Annotated in this window: 18 protein-coding genes and 1 tRNA gene; 9 read left to right on the top strand and 10 right to left on the bottom strand. The window is 70.9% G+C overall.

The features are described from left to right. Positions 1-29 precede the first annotated feature (29 nt). From ACGFMK_RS33335 to ACGFMK_RS33355, 5 genes are all read right to left on the bottom strand, one after another. On the bottom strand, positions 30-1,280 hold the full coding sequence (locus tag ACGFMK_RS33335; protein ID WP_392771757.1) for a beta-ketoacyl-[acyl-carrier-protein] synthase family protein: 1,251 nt from the start codon (positions 1,278-1,280) through the stop codon (positions 30-32). Positions 1,281-1,309: 29 nt separating this feature from the next. After that, positions 1,310-1,555 (bottom strand): acyl carrier protein, encoded by a 246-nt coding sequence (locus tag ACGFMK_RS33340; RefSeq protein ID WP_004559006.1) that lies wholly within the window; start codon positions 1,553-1,555, stop codon positions 1,310-1,312. Positions 1,556-1,638: 83 nt separating this feature from the next. Further along, positions 1,639-2,622, bottom strand: a complete 984-nt coding sequence (locus tag ACGFMK_RS33345; protein WP_392771763.1) for a beta-ketoacyl-ACP synthase III — start codon at positions 2,620-2,622, stop codon at positions 1,639-1,641. Next, the gene (locus ACGFMK_RS33350) at positions 2,619-3,542 is read right to left on the bottom strand and encodes an ACP S-malonyltransferase (protein ID WP_392771765.1); all 924 of its coding nucleotides are present in this window, start codon (positions 3,540-3,542) and stop codon (positions 2,619-2,621) included. The genes ACGFMK_RS33345 and ACGFMK_RS33350 overlap by 4 nt, the downstream gene beginning before the upstream one ends. A gap of 277 nt (positions 3,543-3,819) precedes the next feature. Beyond that, entirely contained in the window at positions 3,820-5,034 is a 1,215-nt protein-coding gene (locus ACGFMK_RS33355; protein WP_392771768.1) for a PucR family transcriptional regulator, read from the bottom strand. 120 nt (positions 5,035-5,154) lie between these two features. Between ACGFMK_RS33355 and ACGFMK_RS33360 the strand changes: the two genes are divergently transcribed. The 4 genes from ACGFMK_RS33360 to ACGFMK_RS33375 all read left to right on the top strand — a co-directional run bounded on the left by ACGFMK_RS33360 (position 5,155) and on the right by ACGFMK_RS33375 (position 9,331). Next, on the top strand, positions 5,155-6,063 hold the full coding sequence (locus ACGFMK_RS33360) for an ABC transporter ATP-binding protein (RefSeq protein WP_392771770.1): 909 nt from the start codon (positions 5,155-5,157) through the stop codon (positions 6,061-6,063). Further along, the gene (locus tag ACGFMK_RS33365; protein WP_392771773.1) at positions 6,060-7,280 is read left to right on the top strand and encodes an ABC transporter permease; all 1,221 of its coding nucleotides are present in this window, start codon (positions 6,060-6,062) and stop codon (positions 7,278-7,280) included. Before ACGFMK_RS33360 ends, ACGFMK_RS33365 begins: the two co-directional genes overlap by 4 nt. Before the next feature lie 319 nt (positions 7,281-7,599). Further along, positions 7,600-8,376, top strand: a complete 777-nt coding sequence (locus ACGFMK_RS33370; RefSeq protein ID WP_392771775.1) for a hypothetical protein — start codon at positions 7,600-7,602, stop codon at positions 8,374-8,376. 313 nt (positions 8,377-8,689) lie between these two features. Beyond that, the gene (locus ACGFMK_RS33375) at positions 8,690-9,331 is read left to right on the top strand and encodes a nicotinamide riboside transporter PnuC (RefSeq protein WP_392771778.1); all 642 of its coding nucleotides are present in this window, start codon (positions 8,690-8,692) and stop codon (positions 9,329-9,331) included. Here ACGFMK_RS33375 and ACGFMK_RS33380 read toward each other — a convergent pair. Beyond that, positions 9,312-10,928 carry an L-lactate permease gene (locus ACGFMK_RS33380; RefSeq protein WP_392771832.1) on the bottom strand — a complete coding sequence of 539 codons (1,617 nt, stop codon included), beginning with the start codon at positions 10,926-10,928 and terminating at the stop codon, positions 9,312-9,314. The genes ACGFMK_RS33375 and ACGFMK_RS33380 overlap by 20 nt on opposite strands. Positions 10,929-11,110: 182 nt before the next feature. Continuing rightward, a complete protein-coding gene (locus ACGFMK_RS33385; protein ID WP_392771780.1) occupies positions 11,111-11,701 on the bottom strand; it encodes a TetR/AcrR family transcriptional regulator in 591 nt (196 codons plus the stop codon). A gap of 80 nt (positions 11,702-11,781) precedes the next feature. On the opposite strand from ACGFMK_RS33385, the gene ACGFMK_RS33390 reads away from it, so the two are divergent. Further along, positions 11,782-12,528, top strand: coding sequence for an SDR family oxidoreductase (locus ACGFMK_RS33390; RefSeq protein ID WP_392771835.1), 747 nt, complete (start codon positions 11,782-11,784; stop codon positions 12,526-12,528). A gap of 9 nt (positions 12,529-12,537) precedes the next feature. Here the strand turns inward: ACGFMK_RS33390 and ACGFMK_RS33395 are convergent, their stop codons facing one another. Beyond that, complete coding sequence (locus ACGFMK_RS33395) at positions 12,538-13,749, bottom strand: alpha-hydroxy-acid oxidizing protein (RefSeq protein ID WP_392771783.1); 1,212 nt, start codon at positions 13,747-13,749, stop codon at positions 12,538-12,540. Positions 13,750-13,820: 71 nt separating this feature from the next. Continuing rightward, positions 13,821-16,616, bottom strand: coding sequence for a pyruvate dehydrogenase (acetyl-transferring), homodimeric type (gene aceE / locus ACGFMK_RS33400; protein WP_392771786.1), 2,796 nt, complete (start codon positions 16,614-16,616; stop codon positions 13,821-13,823). A gap of 417 nt (positions 16,617-17,033) precedes the next feature. On the opposite strand from aceE, the gene ACGFMK_RS33405 reads away from it, so the two are divergent. The 4 genes from ACGFMK_RS33405 to ACGFMK_RS33420 all read left to right on the top strand — a co-directional run bounded on the left by ACGFMK_RS33405 (position 17,034) and on the right by ACGFMK_RS33420 (position 18,902). Beyond that, entirely contained in the window at positions 17,034-17,465 is a 432-nt protein-coding gene (locus ACGFMK_RS33405; RefSeq protein ID WP_323335668.1) for a DUF3052 domain-containing protein, read from the top strand. Positions 17,466-17,537: 72 nt separating this feature from the next. Beyond that, complete coding sequence (locus ACGFMK_RS33410; RefSeq protein WP_392771788.1) at positions 17,538-17,999, top strand: peroxiredoxin; 462 nt, start codon at positions 17,538-17,540, stop codon at positions 17,997-17,999. Between the two features lie 43 nt (positions 18,000-18,042). Beyond that, a tRNA-Val gene (locus tag ACGFMK_RS33415) sits at positions 18,043-18,117 on the top strand. A 29-nt stretch (positions 18,118-18,146) separates the two neighbouring features. Beyond that, positions 18,147-18,902, top strand: coding sequence for a hypothetical protein (locus tag ACGFMK_RS33420; protein WP_392771790.1), 756 nt, complete (start codon positions 18,147-18,149; stop codon positions 18,900-18,902). Here ACGFMK_RS33420 and ACGFMK_RS33425 read toward each other — a convergent pair. After that, positions 18,855-20,312, bottom strand: coding sequence for an MFS transporter (locus ACGFMK_RS33425; protein WP_392771792.1), 1,458 nt, complete (start codon positions 20,310-20,312; stop codon positions 18,855-18,857). The genes ACGFMK_RS33420 and ACGFMK_RS33425 overlap by 48 nt on opposite strands. Positions 20,313-20,359: the final 47 nt, after the last annotated feature.

A 20,359-nucleotide genomic window follows, 5' to 3' on the forward strand; every position in this document is an offset into this window, starting at 1 on the left:
AGCCGGGCCCTTTTCGTTTGTCAGCGTGTTCAGGCCGCCGGGGTGAACAGCAGGGCGGTGTTGTGGCCGCCGAACCCGAACGAGTTGCTGATCGCCGCGGTCAGCTCGACCTTGCGCGGTTCGCCCGACACGACGTCCAGCTGCACCCGCGGGTCCAGGTCGGTCAGGTTCATCGTGGCCGGCACGATGCCGTGGTACAGCGAAAGGATCGTGATGATCCCCTCGACCGCACCGGCCCCGCCGACCAGGTGACCCATCGCGCCCTTCGGCGCCGTCACGACCGGGTGTTCGCCGACCGCCTTGCGGATCGCGGCCGCCTCGCCGATGTCACCGACCACAGTGGACGTCGCGTGCGCGTTCACGTGCCCGACGTCCGCCGCGGTGACGCCGGCCATCTTCATCGCCGCGCGCATCGCGGCGATCTGGCCGATGCCCTCGGGGTGGTTGCCGGTGATGTGGTAGGCGTCCGAGGTGATGCCGTGCCCGGCGATCGTCGCGTAGACGCGCGCCCCGCGGGCCTTCGCCAGGTCCGCGCGCTCCAGGACGACCACGCCCGAACCCTCACCGAGGACGAAGCCGTCCCGGTTCGCGTCGAACGGCCGGGAGGCCGCACCCGGGTCGTCGTTGCGCGTGGACACCGTGCGGGCCTGGGCGAACCCGGCCAGCGTGATCGGGTGGATGCAGGCTTCGGCACCCCCGGCGACCACGACGTCGGCGCGGCCGGAGCGGATCATCTCCACCCCGTTCGCGATGCCTTCGGCGCCCGAGGCGCAGGCCGAGGCCGGGGAGTGCACCCCGGCCCGCGCCTTCAGGTCGATGCCCACGTGCGCGGCCGGGCCGTTCGGCATCAGCATCGGCACGGTCAGCGGCGACACCTTGCGGAGACCCTGCTGGTGCAACAGGTCGTTCTGGGTGAGGAGGGTGACCGGGCCGCCGACGCCGGTACCGATCGACACGCCGAGGCGGTCGGGGTCGACGTCGGTGTGCTCGTCCGTCGGTTCGGTGAACCCGGCGTCGGCCCACGCCTGGCGGGCGGCGATCAGCGCGACCTGCTCGCAGCGGTCCAGCCTGCGGGCCTGCACCCGCGGGAGGACTTCCGAGGGATCGACGGCCAGCATGCCGCCGATCTTGACCGGCAGCTGCAGCTCCTCGACCCAGTCGGCTTCGATCGTCCGGACCCCGCTCCGCCCGGCCAGCAGACCGTCCCAGGTGGACGTCACGTCCCCGCCGAGAGGTGTGGTGGCGCCGAGACCGGTGATCACGACGTCGATGTTGCTCATGGGAGTCTCCTCAAGGAGGGGAACAGGACTTACTTCGAGTTGGCCGACACGTAGTTGACGGCGTCGCCCACGGTCTTCAGGTTGGCGAGCTCGTCGTCCGGGATCTTGACGCCGAACTTGTCCTCGGCCTGCACGGCGATCTCGACCATCGACAGCGAGTCGATGTCCAGGTCGTCCACGAACGACTTCTCGGCGGTGACGTCGTCCTGAGCCACACCGGCCACCTCTTCGACGATCTCGGCGAGGCCGGCGAGGATCTCAGCGTTGTCAGCCATGGGGTAGTTCCCTTCTCGGTCTTACTTGGGTTTTGGGATGGTGCTGGTAACCGGTGGGCGAGTGCCCGCCGGGAGCGTAACGGTCAGGGGCAGACGAACGCCTGCCCGGCGTAGGACAGGCCCGCGCCGAACCCGACCGCCAGCACCACGTCACCGGACTTCGCCGTCCCGGCCTTGCGCATGTGGTCCAGCGCGAGGGGGATGGACGCCGACGAGGTGTTGCCGGAGTACTTGATGTCGTCGGCCACGACCATGTCGTCACGGGCCCCGTTGGCCCGCAGCTTCTTCGCGATCGCCTCGACGATGCGCAGGTTGGCCTGGTGCGGGATCAGCACGTCCACATCGGACGGCTTCAGCCCGGCGACCTCGAGGGCGCGCAGCGCGATCGGCGCGATCTGGGTGGTCGCCCACCGGAAGACCGACTGGCCCTCCTGGTAGATGAACTTGTCCTCGGTCATCCCGATCAGGTCGACGAGGTCGCCGGCGCTGCCCCAGGAGACCGGGCCGATCTGCGGCTCATCGGACGCGCCGACGACCGCGGCGCCCGCGCCGTCGGCGAAGATGATCGCGTTCGCGCGGTCGGTCGGGTTGACCGAGTCGGTGAGCTTCTCGGCGCCGATCACGAGGACCTTCTTGGCCGAGCCCGCGCGGATCAGGTCCGACGCGACGCCGAGGCCGTAGCAGAACCCGGCGCACGCGGCGTTGAGGTCGAACGCGCCGGGGTTCGGGATGCCGATCCGGGCGGCGACCTGCGCGGCGGCGTTCGGGATCTGCGTCGGCATCGTGCAGTTCGGCAGGATGACCGTGTCCACTTCGGACGGGTCGACGCGAGCGTCGGCCAGCGCGGCGGTGCCGGCGGCGGCGGCCATGTCGGTGAGCAGCTCGTTCTTCTCGGCGAAGCGGCGCTCGATGATGCCGACGCGGGTCTGGATCCACTCGTCGTTGGTGTCCATGATCTTCGAGAGGTCGTCGTTGCTGACGATCCGCTCGGGCTGGTAGCTGCCGACGCCCAGCACGCGGCTGCCGCGGGAGCCCGGGTTGAGGCTCAGGGCCGGTCGGTCGGTCACGAGGCGTCCTCCTGGCGCAGCGCCGCCAGTTCGGCCGGCGTCTTCAGCGCGGTGGTAGTGGTGACGACGCCCTTGAGCTGCCGCTTGACCAGGCCGGTCAGCGTGCCCGCGGGCGCGAGTTCGACGGTGCGGGTGACGCCGAGCGAGACCAGGCCGTCCATCGTCAGGTCCCAGCGGACCGACCGGGTGACCTGGGCGACGAGCCGGGCCAGGTACTCGGCCCCGCTGGTGACGACGGCGCCGTCCGCGTTGGACAGCAGCGGGCGGGTCGGGTCGGCGGGCGTCAGCTCGGCGGCGTGGGCGCGCAGCGCCTCTTCGGCGGGCGCCATGTAGTGCGTGTGGAACGCGCCGGCCACCTTGAGGGCGCGGATCTTCGTGCCTTCCAGGGGTTCGGCGACGATCTTCGCGATGGTGTCGGCGGCACCGGAGGCGACGATCTGCCCCGCTCCGTTGCGGTTCGCCGCGGCGAGACCCTGGCCTTCCAGCCACGCGACGACCTGCTCGGGGTCCCCGAGCATCACCGCGGCCATCGACGTCGGTTCCATCGCGCACGCCTTGGCCATCTCGGCGCCGCGGACGGCGGCGAGCGCGACGGCGTCGGCGGGCTCGAGCACACCGGCGATCGCGGCGGCGGCCAGCTCGCCCACCGAGTGCCCGGCGACCGGCGCGTCCGCGGGGACGGGTGCGGTGGCCTGGAGGTGCTCGAAGGTGAGCAGCGAAAGCGCGACGATCAGCGGCTGCGCGATCGCGGTGTCCTGGATCTCCTCGGCTTCGGCTTCCGTGCCGAGGCGGAGCAGATCGAGCCCCGCGCGCTCGGACCACTGCGCGACGCGCTCGCGGGCGCCGTCGAGGTCGAGCCAGGGCGTGAACATACCGGGGGCCTGGGACCCCTGACCGGGAGCGAGCACTGCTGCTGTCACCCTCTAAGACAACACGGCGACGGCGCTGTCTGGGGATGCCGACGCTCACAGTGTCTGCCGCGCGTCTTTGTCGGAAACCTCCAAAGACGCGCCGCGCGACCTCGCACGTAACCCGGAAGCCTTGTCGGGTTCACTGTAATCTGGGTCACGCGGGAGGGGAAGGGCGCGGCGTCACCAGAGGCCGCGGGCCGGCCCGGGTCCGCTCGCCCGGACGCCGCGGCCCACCGGACTTCGTGCGGCCCGCCGGGCACCGTGGGCAGGTCGCTCCGGCCCAGGGTCACCAGAGGCCGCGGGCGCGGGCCAGGCGGCCCACCGCCAGCGCGATCCGCAGCACCAGCGCGTCCCGCGGGTCGGTCGGCTGGCAGCCCGTCAGGTCCGCCGCCTTGCGCAGGCGGTAGCGGACGGTGTTCGGGTGCACGAACAGCGTCTTCGCGCACGTCTCCAGCACTCCGCCGCTCTCGAGGTACGCCTCGACCGTGCGCTGCAGGGTCGGGCCGGCCTCCTCCAGCGGGCGCGCGATCGTGTCCACCAGCAGCCGCTCGGCTTCGGCGTCGCCGGAAAGCGCGCGTTCCGGGAGCAGGTCCACCGAGCGGACCGGGCGCGGCGCGCCCGGCCAGCCGACGACCGCCCGCAGGCCCGACAACGCTTCCGTCGCGCTGTGGTGCGCTTCGGCCAGCGTCGGGACCGTCGGGCCGGCGACCACCGGGCCGTCGGCGAAGGCCACCGACATCCGGCCGAGGATCTCCCGCTCCTTCACCCCGCCCTCGGTCGGGCCGCCGACGACGACCACCAGCCGCGAACCCTGCACGGACAGCAGCACCGGACGTCCCACCCGGGCGGCGCGGCTGCGCACCTCGAACACCACGGTCGGCGGGTCCTCCGACGGCGGGTTGCCGACCAGGACCGTCGCCGCGGCGGTCGGGTCCCAGCCCAGCGCCGTCGCGCGCGAGAGCACGGACTCCTCCGCGTCGCCGCGGACGATGCCGTCGACGACCAGCGCCTCCAGCCGCGCGTCCCAGGCGCCGCGCGCTTCGGCCGCGGCGGCGTAGGAATTGGCCGCGGCGAAGGCGATTTCCCGGCCGTAGCGCAGGATTCCCTCGATCAGCGCGGCCCGTTCGGCCTCGTTCGCCGCGAACGCCGGCAGCTGCTCTTCGAAGACTTCGATGGCGAGCCGGACCATCCCGACGGCCTGGCGCAGGCTGACCCAGCGCGAAAGCTCGGCCGGCGCGTCGCGGAACGCCTCGGTCGTGAGCTTCAGGGCCTCCTTCGAGTCCCGCAGCCAGCCGACGAAGCCGGCCGCGCCCGCCTGGGTGATCAGCAGGACGCTCGCGCGCTGGTCGGCGGGCAGCCGGGCGAACCACGGCAGCCGCTGCTCCATCACGGCGATGCTGGCGCTCGCCAGGCTGCCGGAGGCGCGCTCCAGCCGCTGGAGCGTCTTCGCGGACAGCCCGTGGTGCTTCGGCACGCGGCGCGGTGTGGTGGTTTCGGCCATTTCGACGCGATCCTACGTGGCCCGCAACTTTCGTAGCCGGTGCCGGCAACGCGGGTCGCTATGCGATGCGTGTACGTGCTGCCTACGATCGCAGCCAAGCGAGGAAATGGGGGCACCGGGATGACCGGTCTAGAGATCGACGCGATCTCCAAACGCTACGGCGACGTGGTCGCGTTGCGGGAAATGACGTTCGACGTCCGGCCGGGCGAATTGTTCGGCTTCGTCGGGAGCAACGGCGCCGGGAAGACGACGACCATGCGCATCGCGCTGGGCGTTCTTTCCGCCGACGCCGGACAGGTGCGTTACGCGGGCGAACCGGTCACGCACGAAACGCGACGGCACATCGGCTACATGCCCGAGGAACGCGGCCTGTACCCGAAGATGAAGGTGGGGGAGCAGCTCACCTACCTGGCCCGGCTGCACGGGATGTCCGCCGCCGACGCCAAGGCGTCCGCGGCGAAGTGGACCGAACGGCTGGGCGTCGCCGCCCGCCGGGACGACGAGGTGCAGAAGCTCAGCCTCGGCAACCAGCAGCGTGTCCAGCTGGCCGCGGCGCTGGTGCACGAGCCGCGGATCCTGGTGCTCGACGAGCCGTTCTCCGGCCTCGACCCGGTCGCGGTCGACGTGATGAGCCAGGTGCTGCGGGAAAAGGCCGCCGACGGCGTGCCGGTCGTGTTCTCCAGCCACCAGCTCGACCTGGTGGAGCGGCTCTGTGACCGCGTCGGGATCGTCCGGAGTGGACACATGGTGGAGGTCGGCACGGTCGACGAGCTGCGCTCCGGCGGGGCCGTCCGGCTGCGGGTCGACGTTCCGGCGGCCGGGGACGGCTGGGCGGACGGCCTCACCGGCGTGAAGGTGCTGGGCCGCAAGGACACCGTGACCGAGCTCGAGCTCGGGGACGGCGCCGACGACCAGGCCGTGCTGAAGGCCGCGCTGGCCACCGGGCCGGTGCGCGAGTTCGCCCGCGAGCAGCCCTCGCTGGCCGACCTGTTCCGTTCCGTCGTGACGACCGAGGAGGTCCCCGCATGAGCACCCCGGTCCCGGACGTCCGGATGAGCCCGGCGGCGGCCGTCGGGCTGGTCGCCTCCCGCGAGATCAGCACCCGCCTGGCGGCCAAGGCCTTCCGCGTCAGCACCGCGGTCATGCTGCTGCTGATCGTGGTCGGCATCGTGGCGATCAAGCTGTTCTCGGGTGGCGGCGGCGCCGACGCGACCGTCGGCTACACCCCGGCCACCGCCGCGTTCGCGGCGCCGCTGAAGGGCAGTGCCCAGGCGGTCGGCGAATCCGTCGACACCACCCCGTTCGCCGACGAGGCCGCCGGGCGCGCGAAGCTCGCCGACGGCTCGATCGACGCGCTGCTCACCGGTGACGGCAAGAGCGTGCACGTCCAGGTGAAGAAGGACCTCGACGGCAAGCTCGCGAACGTGCTGCAGCTGCTGTCCCGTCAGGTCGCGCTCGACCAGCAGATCACCGCGCTCGGCGGCAACCCGGCCCAGTTCGAAGCCGCAGTCGGGGCCGCGAAGTTCGTCGAGGACCCGCCACTCGAGGAGCCGTACAGCTACGACGGCCAGCAGCTGGTCCTCGGCATCGCGGCCGGCGTCCTGATCTACCTCTCGCTGATGCTGAACGGCCAGGGCGTCGCGCAGGGTGTCGTCGAAGAGAAGACTTCGCGCGTGGTCGAGCTGCTGCTGTCGACGATCAAGCCGTGGCAGCTGATGGCCGGGAAGGTGCTCGGCATCGGGGTGGTCGGGCTGGTCCAGATGATCGTGATCGGCGCCGGCGGCATCATCGCCGGGCTGGCCACGGGGGTGCTCACCATTTCCGTTTCGGCGGCCATCGGCACCGTGGTGTGGCTGATCGTGTGGTACCTGCTCGGGTTCTTCATGTACTCGATCGTGTTCGCCGCGCTCGGGGCGCTGGTTTCCCGCCAGGAGGACGTCGCCGGCGCGACGTCGCCCGCGCTGATGTTCGTGATCGCCGGGTACGTGGTCGGCATTTCCGTGCTGCCGTCGGATCCGGGCAACACGTTCGTCGAAGTGCTTTCGGTGATTCCGGTGTTTTCGCCGACGCTGATGCCGATGCGGCTCGCGATGGGCGGGGTGCCGGTGTGGGAGGCCGTGTTGTCGGTGGGGCTGGTGGTGCTGCTGATTCCGGGGCTGATCTGGTTCGCCGCGCGGATCTACCGCAACGCCGTGATGCGCAGTGGCGCGAAGGTGAAACTGCGGGACGCCCTGCGCGCCGCCTGACGTTTCACCGCTGTTCACCCGGCCCTCGGGAGCTTCGGCTTCCCGGGGGCCGGTTTCTTGGGGGCAACAGACCTTTAGCCCAAATGCTCGAGGCCGCCCGGCGCTTGCGGTTTACGCTGCGCCGGACGGCCTCGTCTCCCCGGTCCCCACCGGTAGAACCAGTATGGCCACGGCTGATCAACGCGCGCCAGTCGTCTCACTCGATCGTGGGGCGCACGAGTTGCCGCCGCCGGGTACCTGATCAACGATCCGGTGCACAACAAGCGGCACCACCCGGATCGCGGCGCGATTCGGTGCGAAACATCAAGAGGGAGTCGGCATGGGCCAGCAACTCAAGGACGGACTGGGGCAGGCGTGGAACCTCGTGGCCACGTTCGTCCCGAAACTCGTCGGTTTCCTGATCATCCTGCTGATCGGCTGGCTGATCGCGAAGGCCATCGCGAAAGGCCTGAGTCTCGTCCTCGGGAAAGTCGGCTTCGGCAAGCTGATCGAGAAGACCGGCCTTTCCGGCAGCATCGGCCAGCAGAAGATCGACGCGGCCGGAATCCTCGTGAAACTGGTCTACTACTTCGTCCTGCTGATCGCGCTGCAGCTCGCGTTCGGCGTGTTCGGGCCGACGAACCCGGTCAGCCAGCTGCTCAACGACATCATCGCGTTCCTGCCGCGGATCGTGGTCGCGCTGGTGCTGATCGTGGTCGCCGCGGCCATCGCGAAGGTCGTGCGTGACGTCGTCTCCTCGGCGATGGCGGGCCGCCCGGCCGGCCGTTACCTGGCCACCGGCGCCTACTGGCTGATCATGGCGTTCGGCATCATCGCCGCGCTCGGACAGGTGAACATCGCGACCGCGATCACCGGCCCGGTGCTGATCGCCGTGCTGGCCACCATCGGCGGCGTCATCGTCGTCGGCTTCGGCGGCGGCCTGATCAAGCCGGCGCAGGACCGCTGGCGCGGCTGGATGGCGAACATGCAGCAGCAGCTGGCCGAGACGCCGCAGCAGCGCACCGGCGAGATGGGCCGCAGCGAGGCGCCCCGCGCCACGGTCGGCGCCGACAACACCCCGACCCCGCCGGTGGGGACCCCGCGCCCGCAGATCTGAGCGGAAGCGTGACGAGACGGGCCCGGCAGGCGAGGAAGCTGCCGGGCCCGTCTTGGTGTGCCGGTGCGGTCCGTTCCGGTGGTGTGCCGGCCCGGGATCAACGCGCCCGGTCGGCGGATTCGGAACAGCCGGGCCCGAGCACCCTCGAGGTGCACAAGACCTTCCCGGACAAGTCGCACCGCAGTCCTCGCTGGGTGCCGGGCACACGCCGAAGCGCCGGTCCACGAGGTGGGATGTTCCGCGCCTCACAGTTCCTGGGGAATGCGCCCCTCCCGGAGCATGTTGGTCAGCGGTAGGACGAAAGGGGCGTCACGTGAACTACCTGCTGGAACACGGCTTCCGGGTGCTCGGACAGTGGATCTCCATCGCCGAGTTCGCCGGGCAGGTGTTCGCGCTGGCCGTGGTGTTCCTCGCGCAACGTCGCACCTTGTGGACGTGGCCGGTGCAGGTCGGCGCGACCGTGCTGCTGTTCGCCGTCTACGCCTCCGCGCACCTCGGCGGGCTCGCCGCCCGGCAGGTCGCCATCCTCGCCATCTCCGTCTACGGCTGGTGGGCGTGGACGCGCCGCAAGGACCCGGTGTTCGGGGTCGTCGTGCGCCAGGGCCGGCTCACCGAACGGCTGGTGATGCTCGGCGTGTTCGTCGCCGGGACGACCGTGATGGCCCTGGTCCTGGACGCGCTGCACGCCTCGTGGGCGCCGTGGCCGGACGCCGCGATCTTCGTCGGCACCCTCGTCGCCTTCGGCGCGCAGGGCGCGGGGCTGGTCGAGTTCTGGCTGGTCTGGCTGGTGGTCGACGCGATCGGCGTGCCGCTGCAGATCTCGTCCGGCCTGTACTTCTCGGCCGCGATCTACATCGTGTTCGCCGGGCTGGTCGTGCACGGCTGGTGGACGTGGAACCGCTCGGCGAAGCGCGTCGCGGCCCGCGACCACGGGGTCATGGCAGCATCCAGCTGAGCACCGGCGTGCTCTGACCCCACACGATCAGGCACATCACCAGCAGCAGCCCGACGCTCCACGGCAGCACCTTCCGCAGCAGCTTGCCCTCTTCGCCGGGAAGGTTCGCGGCCACGCAGGCGATGGTGAGGTTCTGCGGCGAGACCATCTTGCCGAGGACCCCGCCGGAGCTGTTGGCCGCGGCCAGGAGGTCCGCGGGCAGGCCGGTCTGGTGGGCCGCCGTCACCTGCAGGGCGCCGAAGAGCGCGTTCGCCGACGTGTCGGACCCCGAGACGGCGACGCCGAACCAGCCGAGCACCGGGGACAGGAACGCGAGCGCGGCGCCGGCGGCCGCGATGAACGTGCCGATCGTGGCTGTCTGGCCGGACAGGTTCATCACGTAGGCCAGCGCGAGCACGCTGGTGACGGTGAGGATCGCGAACCGCAGTTCCTTGACCGTGGCGAGCCATTCGCTCGCCGCGCCGCTCGCCCGGATCGCCAGCACCGCCGCCGTGATGATCCCGGCGAGGAGCACGAGCGTGCCGCCGGTGTTGAGGAACGGCAGCGAGAACGTGTTGCCGGACACCGGTTTCCCGTTCGGCCCGGCGACGTTCAGCCCGGGCCAGTGGAACTTCCAGGTCGCCTTGTCGAGCAGCTTCTTGATCGGCGGCAGCACGGCGAGGGAGAAGATCACGATGATCAGCGCGTACGGCAGGTAGGCCTTCACGACGTCGCGGCGTGCGTCCTCCGGCGGCGTTTCGGCGTCGGCGGTCGCGGTGCCGCCCATCCCGACGCGGACGGCTTCGGGCACCGCGCGGCGGGTCTGCGGCAGCGCCACCAGGGCGGCCGCGCCGGCGAGCGCGGCACCGATGTCCGCCAGCTGCGGCGAGACGTAGTTGGACGCGAGGAACTGCATGAGCCCGAACGCGACCCCGCAGACCAGGGCGGGCAGCCAGGTGTCCTTCAGGCCGCGCTTGCCGTCGACGATGATCACCAGCAGCAGCGGCACGACCAGGGCGAGCAACGGCGTCTGGCGCCCGACGATCGAGGACACCTGCTCCAGTGGCAGGCCGGTGACCTGGGCGAGCGTCACGACCGGCGTGCCCATGGCGCCGAACGCGACCGGCGCGGTGTTCGCGACCAGCGCGACGACGGCGGCCTTCACCGGGTGGAAGCCGACGGCCACCAGCATCACGGCGCTGATCGCGACCGGCGCGCCGAACCCGGCCAGCGCCTCCATCAGCGCCCCGAAACAAAAGGCGATGATCAGGGCCTGGATGCGCGGGTCGTCGGAGATCCGGCCGAACGAGCGGCGCAGGACGTCGAAGTGCCCGGTCCGCACGGTGAGCCGGTAGATCCACAGCGCGTTGACGACGATCCACATGATCGGCCACAGCCCGAACGCCGCGCCCGACAGCGCGCCGGAGACGGCCTGCACGATCGGCATGCCGAACGCGGCGATCCCGACCACGAGCGCGACGAGCAGCCCGATCAGGGCGGCGTGGTGCGCCCGCATCCGGACGACGCCGAGGAGGACGAGGACGGTGGCCAGCGGCAGCACGGCGACGAGCGCCGACAGGCCCAGCGAGCCGAGGGGAGTCACGTCTTGTATGAACAGGGCCTGCACGAACACGGGCGACCTCCGTTTTCCACGATGCGAAAACGGCCTTTCGGCGAGTGTCCGTGATCCTCCTCACAAACCGGGCGGTCCGTCAAGAACTTGACGCCACTCGGCCCAACGAGTCAGGGCCTTACGTGATCCCAGGGTCGACACGCGAGTTGGCGTTTTGATCACGCGGGTTACGGCTTGGGGAGGACGGCCAGGGCGGTTTCGGCGACCGTGCGGAGTTCGGCGGGGCTCGAGCCGCCCTTGCCGAGCGCCTCGATGCCGCGGGTGACCGCCAGCAGCAGGCTCGCGAGGTGGGCCGGGTCCTGGTCGGCGGCGATGTCGCCGGCGCGCTGGGCCGCCGCGACGCTCGCCGTGAACTGCTCCTGCAGCTCGCGGAAGACGCGCTGGGCGCGGGCCGCGACGGCTTCGTCGTGCTCCGCGCACTCCGCCGTGCCCTTCGCGAGCAGGCAGCCCCGCCGGTCCCGGTCCGCCGCCGTGGATTCGGCGATCCCCACGACGTAGTCGCGGATGCGCTGGTGGGCGCCGCTGTCGGGGCCGTCGAGCGCGCGGCGCGTCGACTCGCTGGACTCGGTGCAGTAGTCGTCGAAGACGCGCAGGAACAGCGCGTGCTTGTCGCCGAAGGCGCCGTAGAGGCTGCCCTTGCCGAGGCCGGTCGCGGCGGCGATGTCGTCGATCTTCGTGCCCGCGTAGCCGGTCGACCAGAACTGGTCCCTGGCGGCGCGCAGCACCGCGTCCTGGTCGAAGCTCCGGGGTCGCGCCATGCCCTCACTCTAACCGTTCTTGACTGTCTCGTCCAGAACGGCGTACGTTCTGGACGAGACAGTCAAGAACTCGGAGGAGCATCGTGAACCTGCAGGACAAGACAGCTGTGGTCACCGGCGGCGGCACCGGAATCGGTCTCGCCATCGCGAAGCGGTTCGCGGCGGAGGGCGCGCACGTGTTCATCACCGGCCGCCGCAAGGAGGTCCTCGACGACGCCGTCGCCGAGATCGGCGGCAGCGTCCAGGCGATCCGCGCCGACTCCTCGAACCTCGCCGACCTCGACACGCTCTACCGGGCCGTCGAAGAGCACGGAAAGGGCCTCGACGTCGTCGTCGCCAATTCCGGCGGCGGCGTGAACCAGCCGCTGGGCGAGATCACCGAGGAGCAGCTCGACGCCACGTTCGCGACGAACGTCAAGGGGGTCGTCTTCACCGTGCAGAAGGCCCTGCCGCTGCTCAACGAGAACGCGTCGATCATCATCACCGGCTCGACGACGTCCACCCGGGTGGCGCCGGGCATGAGCGTCTACGCCGCGACCAAGGCCGCCGTCCGCAACTTCGCCCGCACCTGGGCCCTCGACTTGGCCGGCAAGGGCGTCCGGGTCAACGTGCTGGCCCCGGGACCGACGCACACGCCGGGCCTGCTGGGCCTGGCCGACCCCGGCGCGGAGCAGGAGCTGCTGGACGGGATGGCGGCCGCCGTCCCGCTCGGCCGGGTCGGTGACCCGTCGGAGATCGCCGCCGCGGCGCTGTTCCTGGCCACCGGCGAGTCGAGCTTCGTCAACGGCGTCGAGTTCTTCGTCGACGGCGGCCAGGCGCAGGTCTAGCCGCTTTGTCTAACGCAGGGTCGCGTGGCTCGGCGTGAGGTCGGCGAGGGTGCGGACGCCCAGCAGCTGCATCGTGCGGACCATCTCCGTGCGGAGGATGTCCACGCAGCGCTGGACCCCGCGCTCGCCGCCGGCCATCAGGCCGTAGAGGAACGCGCGGCCGACCAGGACGGCGTCGGCGCCGCGGGCGATCGCCGCGACGATGTCGCCGCCGGACAGGATGCCGGTGTCGATCCAGACCTCGGCGCCGCCCTGGATCTCGTCGAGCACCGCCGGGAGCAGCTCCAGCGGGGTCGGCGCGCGGTCCAGCTGGCGGCCGCCGTGGTTCGACAGCAGCACCGCGTCGGCGCCGTGCTTGACGACGTCGCGGGCGTCCTGGACGTTCTGCACGCCCTTGACCACGAGCTTCCCGGGCCAGGTGCGGCGCACCCAGTCGAGGTCGTCGTAGTTCAGCGTCGGGTCGAACAGCTTGTTGAGCAGTTCCGCGACGGTGCCGTCGAAGTGGCTGAGCGAGGCGAAGTTCAGCGGCTCGGTGGTGAGCAGGTTGAACCACCACGCCGGGTGTGTCGCGCCGTCGAGGAACGTCTTGAGGGTCAGCGCCGGCGGGATGGTCAGGCCGTTGCGGACGTCCCGCAGCCGCGCGCCGCCGACCGGCGTGTCGACGGTCAGCATGAGCGTGTCGTAGCCCGCCGCCCACGCGCGATTCATCAGATCTTCGCCGGCGCCGTGGTCGCGCCAGACGTAGAGCTGGAACCACTTGCGGGCCTCGGGTGCCGCCGCGGCGAGGTCCTCGATCGAGGTCGTCGCCATCGTCGAGAGGCCCATCGGGATGCCGTTGCGCTGGGCCACCCGGCCGACCGCGGCTTCGCCCTCGTGGTTCATCATCCGCGTGAACCCCGTGGGGGCGAAGGCGAACGGCAGCGCCGACGTCTTCCCGAGGATCTCGCGCGTGGTGTCCACATCGGACACCCCGCGCAGCACGTTCGGGTGGAACTCGATCCGCCGGTAGGCCTGGCGGGCGCGGAGCAGGCTGTCTTCGAGCTCGGCCGCGCCGTCGGTGTAGTCGAAGGCCGCCCGCGGGGTCCGCTTGCGCGCGATCATCCGCAGGTCGGCGATGGTGTGGGCGTTGCCGAGGCGCCGGTCGGTCGGGTTGAGCACGATCGGCTTGGGCCGCAGGAGCTGCTTCAGCTCGTCCGGCTTGGGCAGTCGGCGCTTCGTCACCTTCATCAACTCCCTAGCAAGCGGGACCCGGCAGACATCGGATGTCTGCCGGGTCCCTTTCTAGCACCAGGTCACGCGCTGCCGGAATCCGACGTCTGCGGCCCGGCGGCCGCGATGTCGTCGAGCCGGTACTTCGTGGCCGCTTCGAGGACCTTCGCCTGGTCGACCTCGCCGCGCTTGGCCAGGATCGACAGCGCGCCGACGGTGATCGACTCGGCGTCGACCAGGAACTTCCGCCGCGCCGCCGGCCGGGTGTCGGAGAACCCGAACCCGTCGGTGCCCAGCGTCAGCATGTCGGTCGGCACGTACGGGCGGATCAGGTCCGGCACCGCGCGCATCCAGTCCGACACCGCCACGACCGGGCCGTTCGCGCCCTGCAGCTTCTCGGTCACGTACGGCACGCGCGGCTCGCTGCCCGGGTAGAGCAGGTTGTCGTGGTCGATCTCGACGGCCTCGCGCCGCAGCTCGGTCCACGACGTCGCCGACCACACCGCGGCCCGCACGCCCCACTCCTCGGCGAGCAGCTTCTGCGCCTTGAGCGCGTCCGGCATCGTGACGCCCGAGACCAGGATCTGCACCTCCGGACCGTCGCCTTCGGGGGCCTCGGCGTACTTGTAGAGACCCTTGAGCAGGCCGTCGACGTCGAGGTTCTCCGGCTCGGCGGGCTGCTGGTACGGCTCGTTGTAGATCGTCATGTAGTAGAAGACGTTCTCGCCGTTGCCGTCCGGGCCGGTCTCGCCGTACATCCGGCGCAGGCCGTCCTTGACGATGTGCGCGATCTCGAACGACCACGACGGGTCATAGGCCACGGCCGCCGGGTTGGTCGCCGCCAGCAGCAGCGAGTGCCCGTCGGCGTGCTGCAGGCCCTCGCCGGTCAGCGTGGTGCGGCCGGCGGTGGCGCCGATGACGAAGCCGCGGGCCATCTGGTCGGCGGCGGCGTACAGGCCGTCACCGGTGCGCTGGAACCCGAACATCGAGTAGAAAATGTAGATCGGGATCATCGGCTCGCCGTGCGTCGCGTACGACGTGCCGACGGCGGTGAACGACGCGGTCGAGCCCGCCTCGTTGATGCCCTCGTGCAGCAGCTGGCCCTTCTCGGACTCCTTGTAGGCCAGCATCAGGCTCGCGTCGACCGACGTGTACGTCTGGCCGTGCGGGTTGTAGATCTTGGCGGTCGGGAACATCGAGTCGAGGCCGAAGGTGCGGGCCTCGTCCGGGATGATCGGGACGACGCGCTTGCCGATCTCGGAGTCCTTCGCCAGCTCGCGGACCAGCCGGACGAACGCCATCGTCGTGGCGACCTCCTGCTTGCCGGAGCCCTTCCGGACGCCCTCGTAGACCTTGTCGCCGGGCAGCACGAGCGCCTTGGCCGACTTCGGGCGGCGTTCCGGCAGGAAGCCGCCGAGCGCCTTGCGGCGGCCGATCAGGTACTCGATCTCGGGCGAGTTCGCGCCCGGGTGGTAGTACGGCGGCAGCTTCGGGTCGCGCTCGAGCTCCTCGTCGCTGATCGGGATCCGCTGCGAGTCGCGGAACAGCTTCAGGTCGTCGAGGGTGAGCTTCTTCATCTGGTGCGTGGCGTTGCGGCCCTCGAACGCCGGGCCCAGGCCGTAGCCCTTGATGGTGTGGGCCAGGATCACCGTCGGCTGGCCGTGGTGCTCCAGCGCCGACTTGTACGCCGCGTACACCTTGCGGTAGTCGTGGCCGCCGCGCTTGAGGTTCCAGATGTCGGCGTCGGAGAGGTCCTTGACCAGGTCCTTCGTCCGCGGGTCGCGGCCGAAGAAGTGCTCGCGGACGAACGCGCCGTCGTTGGCCTTGTACGTCTGGTAGTCGCCGTCCGGCGTGACGTTCATCAGGTTGACCAGCGCGCCGTCGCGGTCGGCGTGCAGCAGCGAGTCCCACTCGCGGCCCCAGATGACCTTGATGACGTTCCAGCCGGCGCCGCGGAAGTACGACTCCAGCTCCTGGATGATCTTGCCGTTGCCGCGCACCGGGCCGTCGAGCCGCTGCAGGTTGCAGTTGATCACGAAGGTCAGGTTGTCGAGGCCCTCGCCGGCCGCGATGTGGATCAGGCCGCGCGACTCCGCCTCGTCCATCTCGCCGTCGCCGAGGAACGCCCAGACGTGCTGGTCGTTCGTGTCCTTGATGCCGCGGTCGCGCAGGTAGCGGTTGAACCGCGCCTGGTAGATCGCGTTCATCGGGCCGAGGCCCATCGACACCGTCGGGTTCTCCCAGAACTCCGGCATCAGCCGCGGGTGCGGGTACGACGGCAGGCCGCCACCCTCACCGGCGTGCGAGTACTCCTGGCGGAAGCCGTCGAGCTGCTGCTCGGACAGCCGGCCCTCGAGGAACGCGCGGGCGTAGATGCCGGGGGAGGCGTGCCCCTGGATGTAGATCTGGTCGCCGCCGCCGGAGTGGTCCTTGCCGCGGAAGAAGTGGTTGAACCCGACTTCGTAGAGCGCGGCGGAGGAGGCGTAGGTCGAGATGTGACCGCCGACGCCCACGCCGGGGCGCTGCGCCCGGTGCACCATGATCGCCGCGTTCCACCGGATCCACGCGCGGTAGCGCCGCTCGATCTCCTCGTCACCGGGGAACCAGGGTTCGTTCTCGGTGGGGATGGTGTTGACGTAGTCCGTCGAGGTCAGCGCGGGGACGCCGACGTTGCGTTCACGAGCGCGCTCCAGGATGCGCAGCATCAGGTACCGGGCCCGCTGCTGACCACCCCTGGCCAGCGCCTCGTCGAAGGAGTCCAGCCACTCGGCGGTCTCCTCCGGGTCGATGTCGGGCAGGTGCGCAGCCAATCCGTCACGGATTACGCGTACGCGTGCCGGGGTCTCCTTGCCGGAGGCGCCGTCGTTCTGCGGGGCCAAGGGGTCTCCTTGCGAAAAGTTGTAGCCGGTGGCGCTCGTACTCGGGGGTGTACGACTCTCCATCGTCGTCTTCCGTCCCGGCTTCCGCACCGCTACCAGGCGGTAACATCGGCTGGCCCGGTCGAGCCACTCCCCGCGCGCGGTGTATCCGCGCGCGCGTTTCTTCCTCCCCACCCTAGGGGACGCCCTCCGGCGGGGTGCCAGTCCGGTCCCGGAGGCACCCGAAACGCCGTCGCGGCGGGTGCCCGGCGCCCCGTATCCTGCGACACGAGTTGTCAAAGATCCGGTGTGGACGGTTGCGCGCAGAGCCGCACCAGTGTTCGCTATCGGCAACCGGGTAGCCGAGTGTGGCGCAGCCGTACCCTCCACGAGGGTGCTCGAGCGCCACGCTCCGTCGTAGTTGGAGGAGTGAAAGCAGTGGTCGCCGCGGGAGACGCTGATCAGACCGGCGTCGCCGAGAGGCTCGGCATCAAGCCCGAGATGGTGGTCCAGGAGATCGGCTGGGACGAGGACGTCGACGACGACGTCCGCGCGGCGATCGAGGAGCAGATCGGCGGGGACATCCTCGACGAGGACGCCGACGAGGTCATCGACGTGGTGCTGCTGTGGTGGCGCGAAGACGACGGCGACCTCGGCGACGCGCTCATCGACGCCAGGGGCCCCCTGGAAGAGACCGGCGTGATCTGGGTGCTCACCCCGAAGACGGGACAGCCCGGGCACGTCGAGCCGAGCGAAATCGCCGAAGCGGTGCCCGTCGTGGGCCTGGCCCAGACCGCCAACATCAGTGTCGGCGCGAACTGGATCGGCACGAGGCTGGTGTCCCCCAAGTCGAAGTCGAAACAGCGCTGAACCGGCCCCGCCCAGCTGACACGATAGGGTTGTCGTCGCAGGCACGTGTCCGTACGGGAGAGGAATCGCGGTATGGCCGTCGAGGTCGGCTCACAGGCCCCTGACTTCACGCTCAACGACTACAACAAGCAGCCGGTGCAGCTGTCGTCCTTCCGGGGCGACAAGCCGGTGCTGCTGGTCTTCTACCCGTTCGCGTTCAGCGGCATCTGCACGGGCGAGCTCTGCCAGCTCCGTGACGAGTTCGCCGACTACGACAACAAGGGTGTCCAGGTCCTGGGCGTCTCGGTCGACACGCCGTTCTCGCTGAAGGCGTGGGCCGAGCAGGAGGGCTACCAGTTCCCGCTGCTGTCCGACTTCTGGCCGCACGGTGACGTGGCCCGGTCGTACGGCGTCTTCAACGAGCAGGCCGGTCTCGCCGTCCGCGGCACCTTCCTGATCGACAAGGAAGGCGTGGTCCGCTTCGCCGAGGTGAACGCCCCGGGCGAGGCGCGCGACCAGCAGGGCTGGAAGAAGGCCGTCGCCGAACTGGCGTGAGGCTTCCCGGCGGCGGTCCCTTTCGCGGGGATCGCCGCCGTCCGGGCGCATAGCTCAGCGGAAGAGCACTCGGCTTACACCCGAGCGGTCGCAGGTTCGAACCCTGCTGCGCCCACCAGATCCCCCGTGAAAGGACCCGGCTGACGCGTGCACGGTGCGGCGGGATGGGTCTTCGTGGTGGCCGGCGCGATCGAGGCGATCGCGGGCGCGGCCTGGCTGTGGTTCCGCCGGTGGTTCGCGCGCGAGCTGCGCCGGTACCGCGTGACGGCCGTGCGCCCGCTGCTGCCGGTCCTCCGGGTTTCTCTGGTGGCGGGCACCGTCGTCGACGACGTCGGCGGCGTCGAACGGGAACTCCTGCGCACGACCGTGCCCGTGCTGGTGGACGACGTCGTGCGGTGCGGACCGGCCGGACGCGGCCGGGTCCGGTTGCTGCCGACACCCCGGACCGCGCTGCCCGCCGCCTTCGCCGTCCGGGGTGTGCTGCTGGTGGCGTTCGGCCTGGCCGCCGGTCACCTCGCCCCGGACGTCACCGCCTCCTACCTGCTCGTGGCCTGGGTGTTCACCCTGTTCGGGGCACTGTCCGCGGGGATCGCGGCGGGGCGCCTGCGGTTCGCCAGGCTGGCCCGCGAGATCGAGGGTGACGTCGTCGACGAGCGGCGATGGCTGAACCGGGCGCCGAGTGAGCCGAAGGTCCGGTACACCGTCTACGGGCGGACGCGCTCGGCGTGGGCCGGGCGGTACACCTTCGTGTCACCGCGGGTCGGGAAGACCGTCGTCGTGCTGCTCGACCCGCGGGCCGAGGCGTCCGTCCGCCGGGTGGGCGGCAGCTTCGGGATCTACCAGTTCCTGGGCGCCTTAGCGGGCCTGCTGGGCGTCCTGCAGTTCCTCGGCGCGCTCGGCTGAGGGCCGCATCCGCGTCACCAGCAGCGCCAGCCCCGCGAAGAGGACCGTCGCGATCACGCCCGTGACGTTCAGCGCGCCCGTGAAGGCCTCTTTCGCCTGGGCCGCCAGTTCCGGGTGGGTGACGTCGGCCGCCAGCGTCGTGCCCGCCGGGAACACCCCGTGGTAGACCGCCGCGGCGGTCAGGCCGATGAAGACCAGCCCGAGCGAGCCGCCGAGGTAGTTGCCGGTGTCCGCCATCGACGCGGCCGAGCCGGCGCGCTCCGGCGGCACGGATCCGACGACCAGGCCGATGCCCAGCGCGAACAGCGGGCCGGTGCCCAGGGTCAGCACCGCGATGCCCGCCACGACCAGGGGAACGCCGTCGGCGAACACCAGGAGCAGGCTGCCGGCCGCCGACACCACCAGGCCGCCCGCGATGGCCGTGGCCGGAGCCAGCCGGCGGGCCAGCGCCGGGGCGATCGCCGTGCCCGCCGCGACGCCGAAGCCCATCGGGGCGAACAGGAGCGCCGACACGAGCGGCGAGTACCCGAGCACGTCCTGCAGGTACTGGGTGACCAGCAGGCCGACGCCCGCCATCGCGACCCCCGCGAACACCAGCGCGACCAGCACGGCGGTGAACGGCCGGTTCCGGAACAGCCGCAGGTCCAGCAGCGGCTCCGGCCGGGTCAGCTGGCGGCGCGCGAACACCACGCCCAGCACGGTCCCGGCGAGGATCGCACCCAGCGGTACGAGCAGGCCCGCGCCGGTGGTCAGCTGCTTGAGGCCGAACACGAACAGCAGCACCGCGGCCAGCGATAGGGCGACATCGCCGAAGTCGAGGCGTCCCGGCGCCGGCGTGCGGAACTCGGGCAGCAGGATCGGGCCGGCGAGCAGCAGCACGGTCATGGCGGGCACGGCGATCAGGAAGATCGAGCCCCAGGCGAAGTGCTGCAGCAGGAACCCGGCGAGGACCGGCCCGAGCGAGCCGCCGGCGAACTGGCAGGTGGCCCAGATCGAGATGGCCTTCCCGCGCTGCCGCTCGTCGCGGAACATGGTGGTGATCAGGGCGAGCGTCGAGGGCATGAGCGTCGCCCCGGCGATCCCCAGCACCCCGCGGGCCACGATGAGCATCTCGGGGCTGGTGGAGAACGCGGCGACGACGGAGACGGCGGCGAAGGCCCCGCCGCCGACGAGCAGCAGTTTCCGCCGGCCGATCCGGTCGCCGAGGGTGCCCATGGTGATGACGAACCCGGCGACGAGGAACCCGTAGCTGTCAGTGATCCACAGCTGCTCGGTGCTGCTCGCGCCCAGTTCGGCGCTCAGTTGCGGCAGCGCGAGGAACAGCGAGGTCATGTCCATCGCGACGAGCAGCGTGGGGAGCACGAGCACCAGCAGCCCCAGCCACTCGCGCCGTCCGGCCGGCTTGTCCATGTCGACTCCTTTTCGGTGGTGCGAACACCCCGGGGTCGGAGCCGGCC

This window comes from Amycolatopsis sp. NPDC049252 (assembly GCF_043197175.1).
In the GTDB taxonomy this organism is placed as follows: Bacteria; Actinomycetota; Actinomycetes; order Mycobacteriales; family Pseudonocardiaceae; genus Amycolatopsis.